Annotated in this window: 17 protein-coding genes; 14 read left to right on the top strand and 3 right to left on the bottom strand. The window is 67.9% G+C overall.

Translation table 11 applies throughout. From position 1 onward, the window contains the following. Positions 1–171: 171 nt before the first annotated feature. A complete protein-coding gene (locus WS89_RS23915; RefSeq protein WP_059793916.1) occupies positions 172–906 on the top strand; it encodes a peptidoglycan DD-metalloendopeptidase family protein in 735 nt (244 codons plus the stop codon). Between the two features lie 65 nt (positions 907–971). Here WS89_RS23915 and WS89_RS23920 read toward each other — a convergent pair whose 3' ends face one another. Then, positions 972–1,610, bottom strand: a complete 639-nt coding sequence (locus tag WS89_RS23920) for a Pr6Pr family membrane protein (protein WP_059793970.1) — start codon at positions 1,608–1,610, stop codon at positions 972–974. Between the two features lie 225 nt (positions 1,611–1,835). Between WS89_RS23920 and WS89_RS23925 the strand changes: the two genes are divergently transcribed. From WS89_RS23925 to WS89_RS23945, 5 genes are all read left to right on the top strand, one after another. Beyond that, positions 1,836–2,372, top strand: coding sequence for a cytochrome b (locus tag WS89_RS23925; protein ID WP_059793918.1), 537 nt, complete (start codon positions 1,836–1,838; stop codon positions 2,370–2,372). Between the two features lie 155 nt (positions 2,373–2,527). Next, entirely contained in the window at positions 2,528–2,896 is a 369-nt protein-coding gene (locus tag WS89_RS23930; RefSeq protein ID WP_059793920.1) for a DUF2946 domain-containing protein, read from the top strand. A gap of 83 nt (positions 2,897–2,979) precedes the next feature. Next, entirely contained in the window at positions 2,980–5,112 is a 2,133-nt protein-coding gene (locus WS89_RS23935) for a TonB-dependent copper receptor (RefSeq protein WP_059793922.1), read from the top strand. A 221-nt stretch (positions 5,113–5,333) separates the two neighbouring features. Then, positions 5,334–6,428 carry a triacylglycerol lipase gene (locus WS89_RS23940; RefSeq protein ID WP_059793924.1) on the top strand — a complete coding sequence of 365 codons (1,095 nt, stop codon included), beginning with the start codon at positions 5,334–5,336 and terminating at the stop codon, positions 6,426–6,428. Positions 6,429–6,431: 3 nt separating this feature from the next. After that, positions 6,432–7,466, top strand: coding sequence for a lipase secretion chaperone (locus WS89_RS23945; protein WP_059793926.1), 1,035 nt, complete (start codon positions 6,432–6,434; stop codon positions 7,464–7,466). A gap of 30 nt (positions 7,467–7,496) precedes the next feature. Here the strand turns inward: WS89_RS23945 and pdxR are convergent, their stop codons facing one another. Further along, a complete protein-coding gene (pdxR, locus tag WS89_RS23950) occupies positions 7,497–9,017 on the bottom strand; it encodes a MocR-like pyridoxine biosynthesis transcription factor PdxR (protein ID WP_059793928.1) in 1,521 nt (506 codons plus the stop codon). Between the two features lie 107 nt (positions 9,018–9,124). Here pdxR and WS89_RS23955 point away from each other — a divergent pair, with 107 nt between their 5' ends. The 5 genes from WS89_RS23955 (at position 9,125) to WS89_RS23975 (ending at position 15,262) form a co-directional block, all read left to right on the top strand. Next, the gene (locus tag WS89_RS23955; RefSeq protein ID WP_059793930.1) at positions 9,125–10,225 is read left to right on the top strand and encodes an ABC transporter ATP-binding protein; all 1,101 of its coding nucleotides are present in this window, start codon (positions 9,125–9,127) and stop codon (positions 10,223–10,225) included. Positions 10,226–10,301: 76 nt separating this feature from the next. Beyond that, the gene (locus tag WS89_RS23960) at positions 10,302–11,348 is read left to right on the top strand and encodes an ABC transporter substrate-binding protein (protein ID WP_059501171.1); all 1,047 of its coding nucleotides are present in this window, start codon (positions 10,302–10,304) and stop codon (positions 11,346–11,348) included. 111 nt (positions 11,349–11,459) lie between these two features. Beyond that, the gene (locus tag WS89_RS23965) at positions 11,460–12,716 is read left to right on the top strand and encodes an ABC transporter permease (RefSeq protein ID WP_059793971.1); all 1,257 of its coding nucleotides are present in this window, start codon (positions 11,460–11,462) and stop codon (positions 12,714–12,716) included. 37 nt (positions 12,717–12,753) lie between these two features. Continuing rightward, positions 12,754–13,590 (top strand): ABC transporter permease, encoded by an 837-nt coding sequence (locus WS89_RS23970; RefSeq protein ID WP_027782591.1) that lies wholly within the window; start codon positions 12,754–12,756, stop codon positions 13,588–13,590. Between the two features lie 253 nt (positions 13,591–13,843). After that, the gene (locus WS89_RS23975; protein ID WP_082741958.1) at positions 13,844–15,262 is read left to right on the top strand and encodes an MFS transporter; all 1,419 of its coding nucleotides are present in this window, start codon (positions 13,844–13,846) and stop codon (positions 15,260–15,262) included. Between the two features lie 63 nt (positions 15,263–15,325). Here the strand turns inward: WS89_RS23975 and WS89_RS23980 are convergent, their stop codons facing one another. Beyond that, positions 15,326–17,059, bottom strand: coding sequence for a S53 family peptidase (locus WS89_RS23980; protein WP_059793932.1), 1,734 nt, complete (start codon positions 17,057–17,059; stop codon positions 15,326–15,328). Between the two features lie 650 nt (positions 17,060–17,709). On the opposite strand from WS89_RS23980, the gene WS89_RS23985 reads away from it, so the two are divergent. From WS89_RS23985 to WS89_RS23995, 3 genes are read left to right on the top strand one after another with little or no spacing between them, the layout of a single operon-like run. Beyond that, entirely contained in the window at positions 17,710–18,033 is a 324-nt protein-coding gene (locus WS89_RS23985; protein WP_059501169.1) for an ArsR/SmtB family transcription factor, read from the top strand. Further along, the gene (locus WS89_RS23990; protein ID WP_059501168.1) at positions 18,033–18,464 is read left to right on the top strand and encodes an SRPBCC family protein; all 432 of its coding nucleotides are present in this window, start codon (positions 18,033–18,035) and stop codon (positions 18,462–18,464) included. The genes WS89_RS23985 and WS89_RS23990 overlap by 1 nt, the downstream gene beginning before the upstream one ends. Next, complete coding sequence (locus WS89_RS23995; RefSeq protein WP_059793934.1) at positions 18,461–18,892, top strand: DUF1801 domain-containing protein; 432 nt, start codon at positions 18,461–18,463, stop codon at positions 18,890–18,892. The genes WS89_RS23990 and WS89_RS23995 overlap by 4 nt, the downstream gene beginning before the upstream one ends. The last annotated feature ends 47 nt before the right edge of the window (positions 18,893–18,939 follow it).

The following is an 18,939-nucleotide window of genomic DNA, read 5'->3' on the forward strand; positions in this document are numbered from 1 at the left end:
GGGACGCGCGAAAAAGGGGCCGGTGAGCTCATTCGCGCCGACGTCCCGCTGTGGAAACTGACGGCCGCGACAGCGGTCGGATACTGGTTGATCCGGCCGTTCGGCCGGACATCGTGCGTCGCGTGCCGGGGGGCGGTGGGCGGCGCAACGACGGCAAATCCGGGAGGACCCTTGAGAGAAACTATTCCCATCCACGACGCGCTCACGCGCTGGCTGCCGCAGGCGGCGCTCGTTGCCGCGGCCATCGCGCTTGCGGGCTGCACGATGACGCCGTGGACCGACAGTTGGCAACCCACGCGTCAACCGGCGCCCACGTCGGCTGCGACGCCGGGCGTGATTGCCGGCTATTACCGCGTGAACCCGGGCGATACGCTGGCGGGCATCGCGAACGCCTACGGGCAGCGCGTGCAGGACGTGGCCAGCTGGAACCACATGGCGCCCACCGACGCCGTGTCGCCGGGCCAGGTGCTGCGGGTCGCGCCGCCGCCGGCCGCGGCCTCGTACGGGCAGCCTCCCGCGGCGGCCGCCCAGCCGGGCTCGCTCGCATGGCCGGCCACGGGCATCGTCGCGACGCCGTTCTCGGCCGGCAAGACGCGCGGCGTCGTGATCGCCGCATCCGGGCCCGACCATTCGGTGCGGGCCGCGGCAAACGGGCGCGTGGTGTACGCCGGCTCCGGCGTCAAGGCGTACGGTCCGCTCGTGATCCTGAAGCACGACAACGGGCTCATCACGGCTTACGGGCACAACGGCAAGCTGCTCGTCAACGAAGGCGACGCGGTGCGCCAGGGGCAGCCGGTCGCCGAAATGGGCACCGACGCGAGCGGTCGTTCGACGTTCGAGTTCGAGGTCCGTCAGAACGGCAAGGTCGTCGATCCGATGAGCTTCCTGCCGCGCAACGGCGGCTGATCGCCGGCATCGCCACGTGTGCGCCGGGTGGCGCACACGTTCCTACCTCTTTCACCCGTTCCCCTTCATCCTTCCTCGAGCGTCGCGCTGGCAGACTGTGTCGCACGATTGCCGAGCCAGCAAATGCCCAATGCGAGCGCCGCCGCGCCGAACGCGATCAGCGAACACTGGATCGCGACGGGCAGGTAGCCGTGCGGCCGCGGATCGACGAACGGGTAGGGATACCAGTTCTCCACCGCGCCGCGCACGAGCGTATAGCCGAGATAGACGACCGGGAAGCCGAGCCATGCGAATGCGCTGCGGCGCGGAATCGGCGAGCGCGGTTCGACATACAGCCAGTCGCACAGCATCACGAGCGGCACGATCCGGTGCAGTACCCAGTTGTTGAACGCCGGCGTGACGTGGCGCAGCGCATCGAGCCGTGCGAGCAGGAGCTCGTAGACGATCGCGGTGATCAGCACGTACAGCACCGCCGCGCCGCGCATCGATTCGTAGCGGGCCGAGCCGGGGCGCGCGATGCGCCACAGCCCCGCGGCCAGCATCGCGGCCGCGTAGAGGCTGCTCAATTGCGTGAAGTAGCTGAGATAGTTGCCGAGATGGAAATTCGGCAGGCGCCAGTAGTCGGCGACGCTGTGCAGCGTGGTGGACACCGCGAGCAACGCGGCGATCAGCCGGTAGGCCGCAACGAAGAACGCTTTGCTCATGATGCCCGCGCGCCGTCGCACCAAAGCTTCATCGTGCCACAGCCGCCTGCGTGCGCGATGCGGATTTTCCATAGGGCGGCCTTGCGCGGCGCGCGTCGACGATTCGTCGGATATTTGATCGCGCCGTGCAAAACCGGACGCCCATGCGGCTACAATCGCCACAGCGTTGCCAGGCGTCGGCCGGTTGCAGCTGGCGCCCTCCCCGAATACAACACGAGACGAAGCATGAAAAACATCCTCGCGAAACAGACGCGCTACAGCTCGCCCGCGATCTTCTTCCACTGGGCCATCTTCGTGCTGGTCGCGCTGGCCTACCTGGCCATCGAGATTCGCGGACCGAAAGGCAGCGACAGCCGTGCGTTCTGGATGAACGTGCATCTGACGGCCGGTACGTTGGTCCTCGTGCTGTCGGTGCTGCGCGTGCTGTGGCGAGTCGTCAGCCGCGTGCCGGAAGCGATCCCGCAGGCGGCGCTGCTGCGCTGGCTGTCGAAGCTCGCGCATGTCGCGCTCTACGTGTTCATCATCGCGCAGCCGCTGCTCGGCATCATGACGGTCAACATGGGCGGCAAGCCGGTGTCGCTCGACTGGCTCGGCGTGTCGTTCACGCTGTTCGGCCCCGACAAGGCGCTGCGGCCGACGATCAAGGAAGCGCACGAGCTGATCGGCAACGCGTTCTATTTCGTGATCGGCCTGCATGCGCTGGCCGCGCTCTACCATCACTTCATCCGGCGCGACGACGTGCTGCGGCGCATGGCGCCCTGATCGTCCCGTTTCCGGAGCATGCAGCACACGGGGGCGCATGGTTGCGTTGACAACCATGCGCCCCCGGTTCGTTTACTTTCGCCAGCACTGTTCACCGCGTTGAACATTCTGTAACATCTCGGCTGCCTTTACATTCCGCTTACTCGTCGCCGCGCATGCTGCACCGACATCGTCACCTGACTGCCTGGCTTGGCCTGCTCGCGATCTGGATCGCGATCGCGGCGCCGCTGGTGTCGCAGTGGCGTATCGCGCAGGCGGCTACCCCCGATGCGATCGTCTGCAGTACCGAGCATGGTGCGCATCGTTCGTCCGATACGGGCGGCATGCACGGTCATGCACTGCATCTCGACGCGTGCGGCTACTGCGGCTTCTTCGCGCATAGCCCGGCCATCGGCGCGCCTGCCGCCGCATCGGTCGACTCCATTCCCGTCGTTTCCGCTTCCGCCGTCGCGTCGCCTGCCGTCGCGGCGCGCAGCGACCGCTATCCGCGCGCCTATCCACGCGCACCGCCCGAGCGCGCCTGACGCGTTTCCCGCCGTTCCTACTTCCGCCGATATCCGTGCGGCCCGTCGAGGCCGCGTGGAGGGCGTCACTCGGGCTTTCGATCATGACCAATTTCCAGTTGCGTGCGCCGTGTGCGTCACGCAATGCCGGTGTGCGACCGCTGCCGCGCATGCTGAAACTTACCGTTCCCGCGCTGGCCGCCAGTGCGCTGGCCGCGAGCGCCGCCGCGGCCGACACCCCGCATGCGGCCGGCGCGACGGCGGACGCCGCCGCCGTGCTGTTGCCGCCCGTCGAAGTCGTCGCGTCGCCGCTGTCGACGCCGCTCGTCGTCGTCACGGATCCGAAGGCGCCGCGCCAGCCGCTGCCCGCGAGCGACGGCGCCGATTACCTGAAGACGATTCCCGGCTTCACGTCGATCCGCAGCGGCGGCACGAACGGCGACCCCGTGCTGCGCGGGATGTTCGGGTCGCGGCTGAACATCCTGGCGAACGGGATGCCGACGCTCGGCGCGTGCCCGAACCGGATGGACGCGCCGACGTCGTATATCGCGCCGGAAAGCTACGACAAGGTCACCGTCGTGAAGGGGCCGCAGACCGTGTTGTACGGTCCGGGCGCGTCGGCCGGCACCGTGCTGTTCGAGCGCGTGACGCCGCGTTTCGAGCGCCCCGGCATGCGCTTCGACGGCAGTCTCGTCGGCGGGTCGTTCGGCCGCAACGACCAGAATCTCGACCTGAGCGCCGGCACGCCGGACGTCTATGGCCGCGTGACCGCGAACCACGCCCATTCGCAGGACTACGAGGACGGCAACGGCAATACCGTGCCGTCGCAGTGGGACAAGTGGAACGCCGATGCGGCGCTCGGCTGGACCCCCGACGACCATACGCGCGTCGAGCTGACCGCCGGCACCGGCGACGGCTATGCGCGCTATGCAGGCCGCGGGATGGACGGCGCGCATTTCCGCCGCGAGACGTTCGGCCTGTCGTTCGACAAGCGGCATCTCGGCGACGTGCTCGACCGGATCGAGGCGCGCGTGTATTACAACGAAGCCGATCACGTGATGGACAACTATACGTTGCGGCAACCCGACCCGACGAGCAGCATGCCGATGCGAATGGCCTCGGAAGTGCGACGCCGCACGGTCGGCGCGCGTGCGGCCGCGACGTTTCGCTTCGGCGACGACTTCAAGCTCGAAACGGGCGCCGATGCGCAATCGAACCGGCTCGATTCTCGCGCGTCGATGGGGCAGCAGAACTACCGCGACCAGCCGTGGGGTGCGCAGGCGACGATGTGGAACGCGGGCGTGTTCGGCGAGTTGACGTGGTATGCGAGCGACGTATCGCGCGTGATCGGCGGCGCGCGCGTCGACTATGCGAGCGCACGCGACAAGCGTGCGATGCAGCGCGGCATGATGACGAGCAAGCCGAACCCGACCTTCGACGACGATCGGACGAAGGTGCTGCCGAGCGGCTTCGTGCGTTACGAGCGCGATCTCGCGTCGCTGCCCGTCACGTGGTACGCGGGGATCGGCCACGCGGAGCGTTATCCGGACTACTGGGAACTGTTCTCCGCGACGCGCGGGCCGGCCGGCTCGGTCAACGCGTTCTCGGCGGTGCAGCCGGAGAAGACCACCCAGCTCGATATCGGCGCGCAATACAGGAGCGACCGGTTCGATGCATGGGTGTCGGCGTACGCGGGCTACGTACAGGACTTCATCCTGTTCAACTATGCGGCCGGCATGATGGGGCCGACCACGCAGGCAACCAACGTCAACGCGCAGATCATGGGCGGCGAAGCCGGCGTGTCGTGGCGACCCGTCGCGCCGCTGCGCGTCGAGACGTCGCTTGCGTATGCATGGGGGCGCAACGTGGCGAGCGGCGATCCGCTGCCGCAGATGCCGCCGCTCGAGGCGCGCATCGGGGTCGAATACACGCGCGGCGCATGGTCGGCGGGCGGCCTGTGGCGCATCGTTGCGCCGCAGCATCGCTACGCGCCGAACGAGGGCAACGTGGTCGGCAAGGACTTCGGCCCGAGCGCCGGATTCGGCGTGCTGTCGCTGCATACGCAGTACAACGTGAGCAAGACCGTGCAGATCTCGGTGGGCGTCGACAACGTGCTCGACAAGGCCTACACCGAGCATCTGAACCTCGCCGGCAACGCGGGCTTCGGCTACCCGGCGAACGCGCCGGTGATGGAGCCGGGGCGTACCGCGTGGGTGCGCGTGAGCGCGAAGCTCTAGCGCGCATCGCGCATGTGCATCGCAGCATGCGTCTGCCGGAACGCCGCACCGCCCGAACGGGCGGTGCGCGTCAACCGATTAGAGAACCGTATCTAGTCGGGGCGCAAACGTTCGCGAGTCGTGCTTCACTCCCGCAGTCGACACACACGGTGCGCGCGATGCGGCATGCGTGTCGATCCGGTGTCATTCGCACCGGCAGCACAATAATCAGGAGAACATGCATGGCCAGATCGATGCGTTCCAGGGTAATGGCAGGGGCAGTGGCATGCGCGATGAGCGTCGCGCCGTTCGCGGGGACGGCCGCGCTGATGACGCTCGCGACGACGCGCACGGCGATGGCGGCAACCGCGCCCGTCGACGACTATGCGACGACGCGCTATCCGATCATTCTCGTGCACGGGCTGACCGGCACCGACAAGTATGCGGGCGTACTCGAGTACTGGTACGGCATCCAGGAAGACCTGCAGCAGCATGGCGCGACCGTCTACGTCGCGAACCTGTCGGGCTTCCAGAGCGACGACGGCCCGAACGGGCGCGGCGAACAGTTGCTGGCGTACGTGAAGACGGTGCTCGCCGCGACCGGCGCGACCAAGGTCAATCTCGTCGGTCACAGCCAGGGCGGGTTGACGTCGCGCTATGTCGCGGCCGTCGCGCCCGATCTCGTCGCGTCGGTGACGACGATCGGCACGCCGCATCGCGGCTCCGAGTTTGCCGATTTCGTGCAGGGCGTGCTCGCGTACGATCCGACCGGGTTGTCGTCCACGGTGATCGCTGCATTCGTCAATGTGTTCGGCATTCTGACGAGCAGCAATCACAACACGAACCAGGACGCGCTCGCGTCGTTGAAGACGCTGACCACCGCGCAAGCCGCCACCTACAACCAGAACTATCCGAGCGCGGGCCTCGGCGCGCCCGGAAGCTGCCAGACCGGTGCGTCGACGGAAACCGTCGGCGGCAACACGCATCTGCTGTATTCGTGGGCCGGCACGGCGATCCAGCCGACGCTTTCCGTGCTCGGCGTGACGGGGGCGACGGACACGAGCACCCTTCCGGTCGTCGATCCGGCGAACGCGCTCGACCTGTCGACGCTCGCGCTGTATGGCACGGGCGCGGTGATGATCAATCGCGGCTCGGGCCAGAACGACGGGCTCGTGTCGAAGTGCAGCGCGCTGTACGGCAAGGTGCTGAGCACGAGCTACAAGTGGAACCATCTCGACGAGATCAACCAGTTGCTCGGCGTGCGCGGCGCGTATGCGGAAGATCCGGTCGCGGTGATCCGCACGCATGCGAACCGGTTGAAGCTCGCGGGCGTGTGATCGATGGCGGCACGTGAAGGGCGCGCGCCGCTGGCGCGGCGCGTGGCGATCTATGGTGTCGCGGGGCTGGCGGCGGTTGCCGGCGTCGCGATGTGGAGCGGTGCGGGATCGCATCGCGGCACGGGCGCCGCGGGCGATGCGCCGGAGGCGGCAGCGGTGGGCGGCGGGGCGGCTGCCGCACCGCCGCCCGCCGTGCAGTCGAATGCGGGCCTGCCGCCGTCGCTCGCCGGTTCCAGCGCACCACGGTTGCCGCTCGATGCGGGCGGGCATCTCGCGAAGTCGCGCGCGGTGCGCGATTTCTTCGACTATTGCCTGAGCGCGCAGAGCGACCTGAGCACGTCCGCGCTCGATGCGTTCGTCGTACGCGAGATCGCCGCGCAGCTCGACGGCACGGTCGCGCAGGCCGAGGCGCTCGACGTATGGCACCGGTATCGCGCGTATCTCGATGCACTCGCGACGTTGCGCGATGCCGGAGCGGCCGACAAGTCGGACCTGGGCGCGTTGCAGCTTGCGCTGGATCAGCGCGCGTCGATCGCGTACCGCACGCTCGGCGACTGGAGCCAGCCGTTCTTCGGTGCGGAGCAGTGGCGGCAGCGCTACGACCTGGCACGGTTGAAGATCGTTCAGGACCGCTCACTGACGGATGCGCAGAAGGCCGAGCGGCTCGCGGCGCTCGAACAGCAGATGCCGGCCGACGAACGCGCGGCGCAGCAGCGGGTGGACCGGCAGCGCGCCGCGATCGACCAGATCGCGCAATTGCAGAAGAGCGGCGCGACGCCCGATGCGATGCGCGCGCAACTGACGCAGACGCTCGGCCCCGAGGCGGCGGCACGCGTCGCGCAGATGCAGCAGGACGATGCGTCGTGGCAGAGCCGTTACGCGGATTATGCGGCGCAGCGTGCGCAGATCGAATCGGCCGGTCTGTCGCCGCAGGATCGCGACGCGCAGATTGCCGCGCTGCGGCAGCGCGTGTTCACGAAGCCCGGCGAAGCCGTGCGCGCGGCATCGCTCGATCGTGGAGCGGGCAGCGCGCATTGACGAATCGGGTGTCGCCGTATGCGGCGGGCTTCATGCCGCGCGCGTGATGTCCCGCGGCAGATGGTGCTCGATGGTATCGGCGAGCGTGTCGAACGCGGGGCGGATGCCTTCGTGCGCGACGCATGCATAGCCGAGCAGCAGGCCCTGTCGCGCGGTGTCGAGGTTGCTGTAGTAGCTGGTGAGCGGGCGCACGATCACGCCCGCGTCGAATGCGCTCTGCGTGACGGCGCGATCGTCGCACGCGTCGGGCAGGCCGAGCACCAGATGCAGGCCGGCTTCGTCGCCCATCACCGGCAGCGCGTCGCCGAAGCGCGCGCGGATCGCGTCGATCATCAGTTGCCGGCGCTCGCCGTACAGCGCGCGCATTCGTCTGACGTGCGAAGTGAGATGGCCGTCCATGATGAATTCGGCGAGCACGGCCTGCTGCATCAACTGGCCTTCGCGATACAGCTCCGACAGCCCGGTGCGGAAGGTGTCGACCAGATACTCGGGCACGACCATGTAGCCCATCCGCAGCCCCGGGAACAGCATCTTGCCGAGACTGCCGACGTAGATCACGCGGCCGCCATCGTCGAGCCCCTGCAGCGACGCGAGCGGGCGGCTGCCGTAGCGGAATTCGCTGTCGTAGTCGTCCTCGATGATCCAGCAGCGGTGCTGGCGCGCATATTCGAGCAGCATGCGGCGCCGCGCGAGACTCATCACCATCCCGAGCGGGTACTGATGCGACGGCGTGACGAGCACGAGCCGCGGCGGACGCTGCATGTCGCTCGCGCGCGGGTCGAGCCCTTCCTGGTCGACCGGCACCGGCGCGAGCGTGAGGCCGGCCGCCTGCAGGACGCTGCGCACGCCCCAGTAGCAGGGTTCCTCGACCCACGCGCGATCGCCGATGTCGGACAGCAGCCGCACCGCGAGATCGATCGATTGATGGATGCCCGTCGTGATGATCACCTGGTCCGGCGAGCATTTGACCGAGCGCGCGACGCGCAGGTAATCGGCGAGCGCGCGTCGCAGCGGCCGGTAGCCGCCGCCCGGCGCATAGGTCAGCAGCTCCGGATTGGCCTCCTTCCACAGCCGCGCCTGCAGGCGGCTCCACGTGCGGCTCGGGAATTCCGACACGTCCGGCACCCCTGGCATGAACGCGCCCCACTGGCGCCGCGAGACGCCTGCATGCTCGATCAGTTGCCGCCCGCGCATCGACAGGCTGCCCTGCGCATCGGGCGGCGGCGGTTCGTCCGCGACCGACGACGGCGCGGCGCCCGGCACGCGGATCGCGGCGGCGTCCGGCCGCGTGTCGGCCACGTAGGTGCCGCTGCCGGTCGTCGTCAGCACATAGCCTTCGGCCGTCAACTGGTCGTACACGTGCAGGACCGTATTGCGCGCGATCGACAGGTCGCCCGCGAGCGTGCGAGAACTCGGCAGCTTTGTTCCCGGCCCCAATTCTCCGGTCAGGATGGCCTGCTGCATCAGTTGCAGCAGTTGCCGGTACATCGGTTCGGGCGAGCTGCGGTCGATGCGGGCGGAGAGCCAGTCGGCGACGATCACGGTATCCAAAGTGGTCCTACTTGGAATATTGAAATGGTTCCCTATTGTAGAACCGTGCGCGCCGTATAGTGACTCGCATCTCAAAATCAATTGCGCGGAGCCAGGGGGACAGCACGATGAAGTCCGATGATGTGATCGTCAGCTTTCGCGGCGTGCGGAAGACCTACGACGGCGAGACGCTCGTCGTCAAATCGCTCGACCTCGACATCCGCCGCGGGGAATTCCTGACGCTGCTCGGGCCCTCCGGCTCGGGCAAGACGACCTGCCTGATGATGCTCGCCGGCTTCGAATTCCCGACGGGCGGCGAGATCCGCCTCGACGGCGAGCTGCTGAACAACGTGCCGCCGCACAAGCGCAACATCGGCATGGTGTTCCAGAACTACGCGCTGTTTCCGCACCTGACGGTCGAGCAGAACGTCGCGTATCCGTTGACGGTACGCAAGCTGCCTGCCGCCGAGCGCGCGGAGCGCGTCGCGCATGCGCTGAGGATGGTGCAGATGGAGCGCTTCGCGAAACGCTATCCGGCGCAACTGTCGGGCGGCCAGCAGCAGCGCATCGCGCTGGCGCGCGCGCTCGTGTTCGAGCCGAAGCTGGTGCTGATGGACGAGCCGCTCGGCGCGCTCGACAAGCAGTTGCGCGAACACATGCAGTACGAACTGAAGGCGCTGCACGAAAAGCTCGGCGTGACCTTCGTGTACGTGACGCACGACCAGGGCGAGGCGTTGACGATGTCCGACCGCGTTGCCGTGTTCGACAAGGGCATCGTGCAGCAGCTCGACACCGTCGACCGCCTGTACGAATCGCCGTGCAACGAATTCGTCGCGAACTTCATCGGCGACAGCAACCGGCTGCGCGGCACCATCGCGCGCGTCGACGGCGAATTCTGCGAATTCCGGCTCGACGACGGCACGAAGCTCGTCGGCCGCCATATCGGCGGAGCCGCCGAGGGCGCAGCGGCCGTCGCGTGCATCCGCCCCGAGCGCATGAGCCTCGCGGCGCACGGCGCGAATGGTGCGAACGGCACCGCCAATTGCGTGAGCGGCGAGGCGCGCAGCCTCATCTATTTCGGCGATCACGTGCGCATGCGCTGCGCGCTGCCCGGCCAGGACGAATGTTTCGTGAAGGTGCCGCTCGGCACCGGCGCGCTCGACGCGTTTTCGCCCGGCGCGCCCGTCTCGCTTGCGTTCTCGCCCGAACATTTGCGCGTATTCGCGTGAGCACGGTTTACCTAGTTTTCCGCAGCACGTCGTCAACAACAAAGCCCACTTCCACCACGAGAGGAGAGGAACCATCATGAAACGAGCAAGCTTCACCGCGCGCCGCACGGCGCTCGCGCTGGCACTGGCCGCGTTCGGCGCATCGGCCACGGCTGCCGAGCTCACGGTCGTCAACTTCGGCGGCGCGAACGGCGACGCGCAGAAGGTCGCATTCAACCAGCCGTTCGAGAAGGCGACCGGCAACAAGGTCACGGCCGTCGAATACAACGGCGAGCAGGCGAAGGTGAAGGCGATGGTCGAGGCGAAGCACGTCAACTGGGACGTGGTCGAAGTCGAATCGGGCGACCTGAACCGCGGCTGCGACGAAGGGCTGTACGAGAAGCTCGACTGGTCGAAGATCGCGAAGAAATCCGACCTGATCCCGGAATCGCCGCAGGTGTGCGGCGTCGGCTTCTTCGTGTGGTCGACGGCGCTGTCGTACAACGCGGACAAGCTGAAGTCGGCGCCGACCGGCTGGGCCGATTTCTGGAACGTGAAGAAATTCCCCGGCAAGCGCGGGATGCGCAAGGGCGCGCGCTACAACCTCGAATTCGCGCTGATGGCCGACGGCGTCGCGACGAAGGACGTCTACAAGGTGCTCGGCACGAAGGCCGGCCAGGATCGCGCGTTCAAGAAGCTCGACGAGCTGAAGCCGTACATCCAGTGGTGGGAAGCGGGTGCGCAGCCGCCGCAGTTCCTCGTCGCCGGCGACGTCGTGATGTCGACCGCGTACAACGGCCGCATCGACGCCGCGCAGAAGGAAGGCAAGAACCTGAAGGTCGTGTGGAACGGCAGCATCTACGACCTCGACTACTGGGCGATTCCGAAGGGCTCGCCGAACAAGGCGCTCGCCGAGCAGTACATCGCGTACACGCTGACGCCGAAGCCGCAGCAGGCGTATGCGCAGCACATCGCGTACGGCCCGGCGAACATCGCCGCGATCAAGTCGCTCGACGCGAAGACGCTCGCGAACCTGCCGAACTCGCCGGCCAACGGCAAGAACGCGGTGCTGGAGGACATCGGCTTCTGGACCGACCACAGCGACGAGCTCGAACAGCGCTTCGCCGCGTGGGCAACGAAGTAACCGGTCAGGCATCCTCACGGGTGTCGTGATGCAACCGGCCGCGCGACGCGTCGATCGCGTCGCGCGGCATTCCGCCGGAACGTGCCCGGCCGGAGAGAACCGTTGAATACGATGACGATCGCGCCTTCCTCGCCGTCGACCGCCGCGCTCAAGCGCGAGCTGAAGGCCGCCGAGGCCCGCAAGCGCACGATGGCGCTGCTGCTGGTGGCGCCGCTCGCGATTTTCCTGCTGCTGATTTTCGTCGTGCCGATCGGCACGCTGCTCACGCGCGCGGTGCAGAACCCGGAGATCGCGACCGCCTTGCCGAACACGGTCGCCGCGTTGTCGGGCTGGGACCGCAAGACGCCGCCGGCGGACGCCGCGTATGTCGCGCTCGCGGCCGACATGACCAAGGTGGCCGACAGCGAGGCGATGGGCGCGCTCGCACGGCGGCTGAACACCGAGATTCCCGGCTATCGCTCGCTCGTCGCGAAGACGGCGCGTGCGATGCCGCTGAAGGGCGACGGCGACGCGGCGTCGACGCCTGTGCAGACGCGCGCCAAGCTGATCGACCTCGATGCGCGCTGGGGCGAGCTTGCGTACTGGCAGGCGATCGCGAAGAACGGCAGCCAGGTGTCGCCGTTCTACCTGCTCGCGGCGCTCGATCACAAGCAGGATGGCTTCGGCCGCATCGTGCAGGCCGATCCCGACCAGTCGATCTACCTCGCGATCTTCGGCCGCACGTTCGTGATCGGCATCGCCGTCACGCTGTTCGCGCTGCTGCTCGGCTATCCGCTCGCATACTGGATCTCGACGCTGTCGGAGCGGCGCGCGAACCTCGCGATGATTCTCGTGCTGATTCCGTTCTGGACCTCGGTGCTCGTGCGCGTCGCCGCATGGATCGTGCTGCTGCAGAGCGAAGGGCTCGTCAACAAGGCGCTGCTCGGCAGCGGGCTGATCTCGCATCCGCTGACGCTGCTGTTCAACCGCGTCGGCGTGTACATCTCGATGACGCACATCCTGCTGCCGTTCATGATCCTGCCGCTCTACAGCGTGATGAAGTCGATTCCGCCGACCTACCAGCGCGCGGCCGTGTCGCTCGGCAGCCACCCGTTTGCCGCGTTCTGGCGCGTGTACGTGCCGCAGACCTATCCGGGCGTCGGCGCGGGCGCGCTGCTCGTCTTCATCCTCGCGATCGGCTACTACATCACGCCCGCGCTGCTCGGCGGGCCGAACGACCAGATGGTCAGCTACTACGTCGCGTACTTCACCAACGTGACGATCAATTGGGGCATGGCGTGCGCGCTCGGCGGGCTGCTGCTCGCGGCGACGCTCGTGCTGTACGCGGTGTACGGGCGCTTCACGCGCACCAACGTGAGCCTCGGCTGAGCGCCGGGCACAGGGAAACGGGAAGGGGATGCCCACCATGAAACTCGCCAGGCCGCTGTTCGCGCCGCACATGTCGTTCGTCGAGCGCGCGTGGTACGTCGCGTTGCGCGTGCTCGTCGTGCTGACGCTGCTGTACCTGATCCTGCCGGTGCTCGCGATCGTGCCGCTGTCGTTCTCGTCGAGCACGTTCCTCGTCTATCCGATTCCGGGTTTCTCCACACGCTGGTACGAGAACCTGATCGCATCGGACGAGTGGCGGATGGCCGCGAAGAACAGCTTCATCGTCGCGCCGTCGGCGACCGTCGTCGCGACCGTGCTCGGCACGCTCGCGGCCATCGGCCTGACGAAGGCCGACTTCCGCGGCAAGGGGCTGCTGATGGCCGTGCTGCTGTCGCCGATGATCGTGCCGGTCGTCGTGGTCGGTGTCGGCATGTACCTGTTCTTCGCGCCGCTCGGGCTCGCGAATACGTACACGGGGCTGATCGCCGCGCACGCGGCGCTCGGCGTGCCGTTCGTCGTGACGACGGTGGCCGCGACGCTGCAGGGCTTCAACCAGAATCTCGTGCGCGCGAGCCTGTCGCTCGGCGCGAATCCGGTCACGACGTTCTTCCGCGTGACGCTGCCGGTGATCGCGCCGGGCGTGATGTCGGGCGCGCTGTTCGCATTCGCGACGTCGTTCGACGAAGTGGTCGTCACGCTGTTCCTCGCGGGCGCGGACCAGACGACGCTGCCGCGCCAGATGTTTACGGGCATTCGCGAGAACATCAGCCCGACGATCGCCGCGCTCGCGACGATCCTGATCGTCTTCTCGACGAGCCTGCTGCTCGCGCTCGAATGGCTGCGCGGCCGCAATGCGCGGCGTGCGGTGTCGTAAATAGCGGCGCCGGCCGCCCCGTTCGGCGGGCCGTAAGGCCGCCGATCGTTGCGTCTTCGACGATGCCGCGCACCCGGCGCGGCGTGGCGAAGCTTTCATTTTGCCGACTGACGAGGCGGCCGCCTGCACGTTCGATGCGGCTCTGCAACAATACGGCTCGCGGCGCCGCGCGCTCCGTTGCCGTTGCACGGAGGATGCGGTGCCGCGCCGCTCAATCCGCGACGCTGCGCGTCGCTCGTCAGCCGAGCCCATCTTGTCCGAATTCGCTTCCCCCGCCGGCGCGCACGAGCCGGCCGTCAACTGGCGCGCGATGTCCGCCGTGCTGCTGGCCGTCGCGCTCGCGACGCTCGACACCGCGATCGCGAACACCGCGCTGCCCGCCATCGCGGCCGACCTGCATGCGTCGCCGGCCGCGTCCGTGTGGATCATCAACGCCTACCAGCTCGCGATGGTCGCGACGCTGCTGCCGTTCGCGTCGCTCGGCGACATCGTCGGCCACAAGCGCGTGTATGTCGCCGGGCTGGCGGTGTTCACGCTGGCGTCGCTCGGGTGTTCGCTCGCGTCGACGCTGCCGACGCTGACGGCCGCGCGCATCGTGCAGGGCTTCGGCGCGAGCGCGATCATGAGCGTCAACGTCGCGCTGATCCGCGGCCTGTTTCCCGCGCACCGGCTCGGGCGCGGCGTCGGTTTCAACGCGCTCGTCGTCGGCGTGTCGTTCGCGGTGGGGCCGACGATCGCGTCGCTGATCCTGTCGGTGGCCGCGTGGCCATGGCTGTTCGCGGTGAACGTGCCGCTCGGCGTGTGCGCGCTCGCCGTGGCGATTCCGTCGCTGCCGCAGACGGCGCGCGGCAAGCATGCGTTCGATCCGGTTGCGGCGCTGTTCAACGTGATCACGTTCGCGTCGCTGATCTTCGCGCTCGGCGAATTCGCGCAGCGCGGGCCGCTGACGGTCGTGTTCGCGGCGGCTGCAATAGCCTTCTCGTTCGGCTGGCTGCTGATCCGCCGCCAGGCCGGGCATCCGGCGCCGATGCTGCCGGTCGACCTGTTCCGTCGGCCCGTGTTCACGCTGTCCGCGCTGACCGCCGTGTGCGCGTTCGCCGCGCAGGGGCTCGCATTCGTGTCGCTGCCGTTCTATTTCGAAACCGTCCTGCATCGCAACGCGGTCGAAACGGGGTTCCTGATGACGCCGTGGTCGGCGATCGTCGCGCTTGCCGCACCGGTCGCGGGGCGGCTGTCGGATCGTTATCCGCCCGGGCTGCTCGGTGCGATCGGCCTGGCGTTGCTGAGTGCGGGCATGGTGTCGCTCGCCGCGCTGCCGGTGTCGCCGGGCGTCGTCGATATCGGCTGGCGGATGATGCTGTGCGGCGCGGGCTTCGGCTTCTTCCAGTCGCCGAACCTGAAAGCGCTGATGTCGAGCGCGCCGCCCGAGCGCAGCGGCGGCGCGAGCGGGATCATCGCGACCGCGCGGCTGATCGGGCAGGCGACGGGCGCGGCGCTGGTTGCACTGTCGTTCGGGATCGCGGGGCGCCACGGGCCGACGCTTGCGTTGATGCTCGGGGCGGGCTTTGCGGGCGCGGCGAGCGTCGCGAGCGGGCTGCGGCTGTTCGCGCCGTCGCATCGGGCCGGCGCACCGGTCGTGTCGGAGCGCGTAAAGGAACCGGCGACGGAGTAGGGCACGGCACGATCCAAGCCGGCGCACGGCAACCATCGCCGCGCGCCGGTCTTCATGCATCGCTCAGAACCCGCCGGACTTGATCAGCTGGTTGAGGTTCGCGATGTTCAGGCTGCCGAAGCCGGTCGTCGGATCCCAGCCGGTGCCTGCGTTGTAGCCGTACCCCTGATAGCCGTTGTTTCCCGACACGACGTCATAGCGCACGAGCGACGGGTTCGCCGGAATGTCCGCGTAGAAGTTGCCGGCAGGGAAGCCGAGGCCCGTGCCGTTCGCCGCGAGCAGCCGCGCCCAGAAGCCCGTGAAGATCGGCGCGGCGAGGCTCGTGCCGCCGATCTGCTGCAACTGGCCGTAGTTGTAGATGTACGCGCCCGTGCTCTGCGCGGCGTCGAACGACACGTCCGGCAGTTGACGGTTGCTGCCCGACTGCCACGCCGGCGCCGGCAGGATCGTGCTGACGCCCCCGCCCGTCGCCCACAGCTTGCCGTTCGAATCGAGCCCTTCGTTCCACACCGTCTCCTTCGAGAACGCGCCGGCCGACGTCGTGTAGAGCGTCGTGCCGCCGATCGCGAGCACGTGCGGCGACGAAGCCGGCCACGACACCGTGTAGTTCGCGCCGTCCGGGTAGCCGCGGTTGTTGCACTCGTACACGCCTTCGTCGCCGGACGATACCGAGAACGTCTGGCCCTGCGCGGCCGCCGTCGTGAAGATCTGTTCCTCGGCGTCGAGCGTGCCGTCCGCGTTCGCATCGGTTTCGCACCAGCCGAGCGAGACGTTGATCACCTTCGCGGTGTTGTCCGACACCGCGCGGTTGAACGCCTGCGTGAGGCCCGTGTTGCCGGCGGCGTTGAGGTCCGCCATGTAGAACACCAGCTTGCCGACCTGGCCGCCGGCCGAGCCGACGATCGACTGGCTGTCGAGATCCCATTCGCCCTGGCCGTCCTGGTCGTCGGTGTAGCTGCCGCCCGTGCCGTTGGTCTTGACGGTCTGTGTCGCGACCGTGCCGTAGCCGTTGCTCGACGTGAACTGCTTCAGGTCCTGCAGCGTCTGCGATACGCCGCCGATCGTGATGATGCCGACGGTCACGCCGGCCGCGGTCGGCACGCCGGTCGCGTTGTAGAGGCCCGGGAATTCCTTCGGGTAGTGGCCCGTCGCCGTGCCGGCCGCGAGCGCCTGCGGCTTCGCCACGTTGCCGACGCGCAGCATCGGCCGCGCACGCGCGACACTTTGCAGCCCGAGCACCGAGCCGACGACGTCGCCGAGTGCACGCGGCACCTGCGCGGTCGACGTGTTGGCGAAGCCCGAGCGGCCCGCGTACTGGAAGTGCACGAGCGACGTGTTGAACGCGGTCTTCACCGTGCCAGCCGTACCGTGCGCGGAAACCAGCAGCCGGTTCGGCGCGACTTCGACGTTCACGAAGCCGCTCTTGTGCAGATAGTCGACGACCGACTTCACCTGCGCGTCGGTCGGCGCGTAGTTCGCGAGGAACTGCTCGTGCGTCAGGTACTGGCGGTAATGCGCGCTGCCGGGCCGGTTCACGTCGCGCGCCAGTTGCTTGAGCTGGGCGGCGTTGCGCAGCTTCAGGCTGACGACGATGTCGGTCGTCTCGCCGGCCGCGAGTTCGAGCGACGGCGCCGCACTGCGCGCCATCAACTGCGGGCCGGTCAGAAAGGCCTTCGTATGGGTATCGACCCAATCCGTCGCCGCGTGCGCCGCCGCGGCGGCGAACACGAGCGGTGCCACGCACGCAAGGCGGCGGGGCGACGGAAGGGGAAGGGCAAACCAGGCGTTCCTTTTCATCGGGAGTCCTTTTTTAGGAGAGGCGACGTTACTGGAACCCCCGGCCCTTGTGGGGCCGCGAGCGGTGACGAGCGTAGGGCGTCGGTGCCGTTCGGGTAGCTGCCAGTTTCCATAGCTGTCAGTTCTGACAACGGGGGCGCATGAGTGCATGCGCGGCGCCGTGCGCGCCGGGAGTGGCGGCGCCGGTGAGCGGAACCGGTTCGCGGTGCGAAGGCGTGGCAACGCGCGTCGCTCCCGCGCACGCGTCGCTCGTTGCAGCATCGGAATGTGCGCGGTCGCGGACGGGCGCGCCGCGCGGATGCATGGCGTTTGCGTGTCAATGGCTGCACGTCGGATCGCACTATGTGGTCATTGGAAGCGACTCGTCAGGAACCGATTCGCGCAGGGATGTGAACGGAGCCGGCCGACCCCGAACGTTTCCCGAACTGTGGAACGGCGCATCGGCCAGTCTTGCAGGCGGCTTTCGGATCGCACGTCGTAATCGTGAATTAGAGGAAAGACTCGAATCGGGCGTCGGCGCGAGCCGATGCGGCGCACGTGGCGGTCGTGCAGAGATCGATCCGCGTGGTGCGCGAAATTGCGCCTTGACGTACGCCGATCAGCGGATATCCTTCGATTCATAACCGATCGGTTATGAATCGAAGGACGACATGCAAACTGCTCAGGACACGCTTTTCAGAACGCTTGCCGATCCCACGCGCCGCGCGCTTTTCGAGCGGCTGTGCGCGGAGGGGGAACTGACGGTTGCCGCGCTGACGGCCCATGCGGGCGTCTCGCAGCCGGCCGTGTCGAAACACCTTGGCGTACTGAAGCAGGCCGGGCTCGTGAACGACCGTCACGAAGGCCGGCAGACGCACTACAGCGCGCAGCCGAAAGCGCTGGCCCCGTTGATCGACTGGACGAGCCAGATGGCAGGCTTCTGGCAGAGCCGGTTCGATGCCCTCGAAGATCTGCTCAAAAGGATGGACCAGTAATGAACCAAGCCACTACCGAAACGCGCTCCGTCGTCGTCGACCGGGAGCTGCCCCATCCGCCGGAGAAAATCTGGCGCGCGCTCACGCAACCGCACCTGATCGAGGTGTGGCTCATGAAGAGCGACTTCGCGCCCGTCGCGGGCCATGCCTTCCATTTCCGCGCGGACTGGGGCTCGGTCGACTGCACGGTCCTCACGATCGAGCCGCATCGCACGCTGTCCTATACGTGGGCGGCGCACGGGCTCGACAGCATCGTGACGTGGACGCTCACGCCGACGCCGGCCGGCACGCACCTGCGCATGGAACAGGTTGGCTTCCGCCCCGACCAGGAGCAGGCGTACCGCGGCGCGCAGTACGGCTGGGTACGGTTCTTCGACTCGCTCGCACAGGTGCTGTCGCGTCCCGACGAAGGCACGGAGGCCCGCGCATGAGTGCACCGGAGCTCACACCGTCGGCGCGCATCGATGCGCTGATCGCGGGCATCGCCGACTGGCGCGGCAAGACCTTGGCCGACGTGCGCCAGACGATCCTCGCGGCGCAAGCGGGCATCGTCGAGGAATGGAAATGGATGGGCAGCCCCGTCTGGTCGTGCGACGGGACGATCGCGGTCGCGAACGCGCACAAGGGCAAGGTGAAAGTGACGTTCATGCACGGCGCGCAGCTCCCCGATCCGGACAAGCTGTTCAACGACGGCCTCGACGGCAATGCGCGACGCGCGATCGATCTGTTCGAAGGCGACAAGCTCGACAAGCGGGCGTTGAAGAATCTCGTGCGCGCGGCGATCGAATACAACCGTACGCACCTGAAGAAGAACGCGCGACGCTCGGGCGCGAAGGCGCGCGCAGACAAGGCGGCTTAAGGCACTTAAGGGCGCGTAAAGCCGCGTACAGCCACGTAAAGCACGGG

It is taken from the genome of Burkholderia sp. MSMB1072 (genome assembly GCF_001524725.1).
Lineage (GTDB): Bacteria > Pseudomonadota > Gammaproteobacteria > Burkholderiales > Burkholderiaceae > Burkholderia.

Coding starts and splice junctions, on each gene's coding strand:
- WS89_RS23920 (WP_059793970.1), bottom strand. CDS start 1,610: ATGAGCAAAGCGTTCTTCGTTGCGGCCTACCGGCTGATCGCCGCGTTG.
- WS89_RS23925 (WP_059793918.1), top strand. CDS start 1,836: ATGAAAAACATCCTCGCGAAACAGACGCGCTACAGCTCGCCCGCGATC.
- WS89_RS23930 (WP_059793920.1), top strand. CDS start 2,528: ATGCTGCACCGACATCGTCACCTGACTGCCTGGCTTGGCCTGCTCGCG.
- WS89_RS23935 (WP_059793922.1), top strand. CDS start 2,980: ATGACCAATTTCCAGTTGCGTGCGCCGTGTGCGTCACGCAATGCCGGT.
- WS89_RS23940 (WP_059793924.1), top strand. CDS start 5,334: ATGGCCAGATCGATGCGTTCCAGGGTAATGGCAGGGGCAGTGGCATGC.
- WS89_RS23945 (WP_059793926.1), top strand. CDS start 6,432: ATGGCGGCACGTGAAGGGCGCGCGCCGCTGGCGCGGCGCGTGGCGATC.
- WS89_RS23955 (WP_059793930.1), top strand. CDS start 9,125: ATGAAGTCCGATGATGTGATCGTCAGCTTTCGCGGCGTGCGGAAGACC.
- WS89_RS23960 (WP_059501171.1), top strand. CDS start 10,302: ATGAAACGAGCAAGCTTCACCGCGCGCCGCACGGCGCTCGCGCTGGCA.
- WS89_RS23965 (WP_059793971.1), top strand. CDS start 11,460: ATGACGATCGCGCCTTCCTCGCCGTCGACCGCCGCGCTCAAGCGCGAG.
- WS89_RS23970 (WP_027782591.1), top strand. CDS start 12,754: ATGAAACTCGCCAGGCCGCTGTTCGCGCCGCACATGTCGTTCGTCGAG.
- WS89_RS23980 (WP_059793932.1), bottom strand. CDS start 17,059: ATGAAAAGGAACGCCTGGTTTGCCCTTCCCCTTCCGTCGCCCCGCCGC.
- WS89_RS23985 (WP_059501169.1), top strand. CDS start 17,710: ATGCAAACTGCTCAGGACACGCTTTTCAGAACGCTTGCCGATCCCACG.
- WS89_RS23990 (WP_059501168.1), top strand. CDS start 18,033: ATGAACCAAGCCACTACCGAAACGCGCTCCGTCGTCGTCGACCGGGAG.
- WS89_RS23995 (WP_059793934.1), top strand. CDS start 18,461: ATGAGTGCACCGGAGCTCACACCGTCGGCGCGCATCGATGCGCTGATC.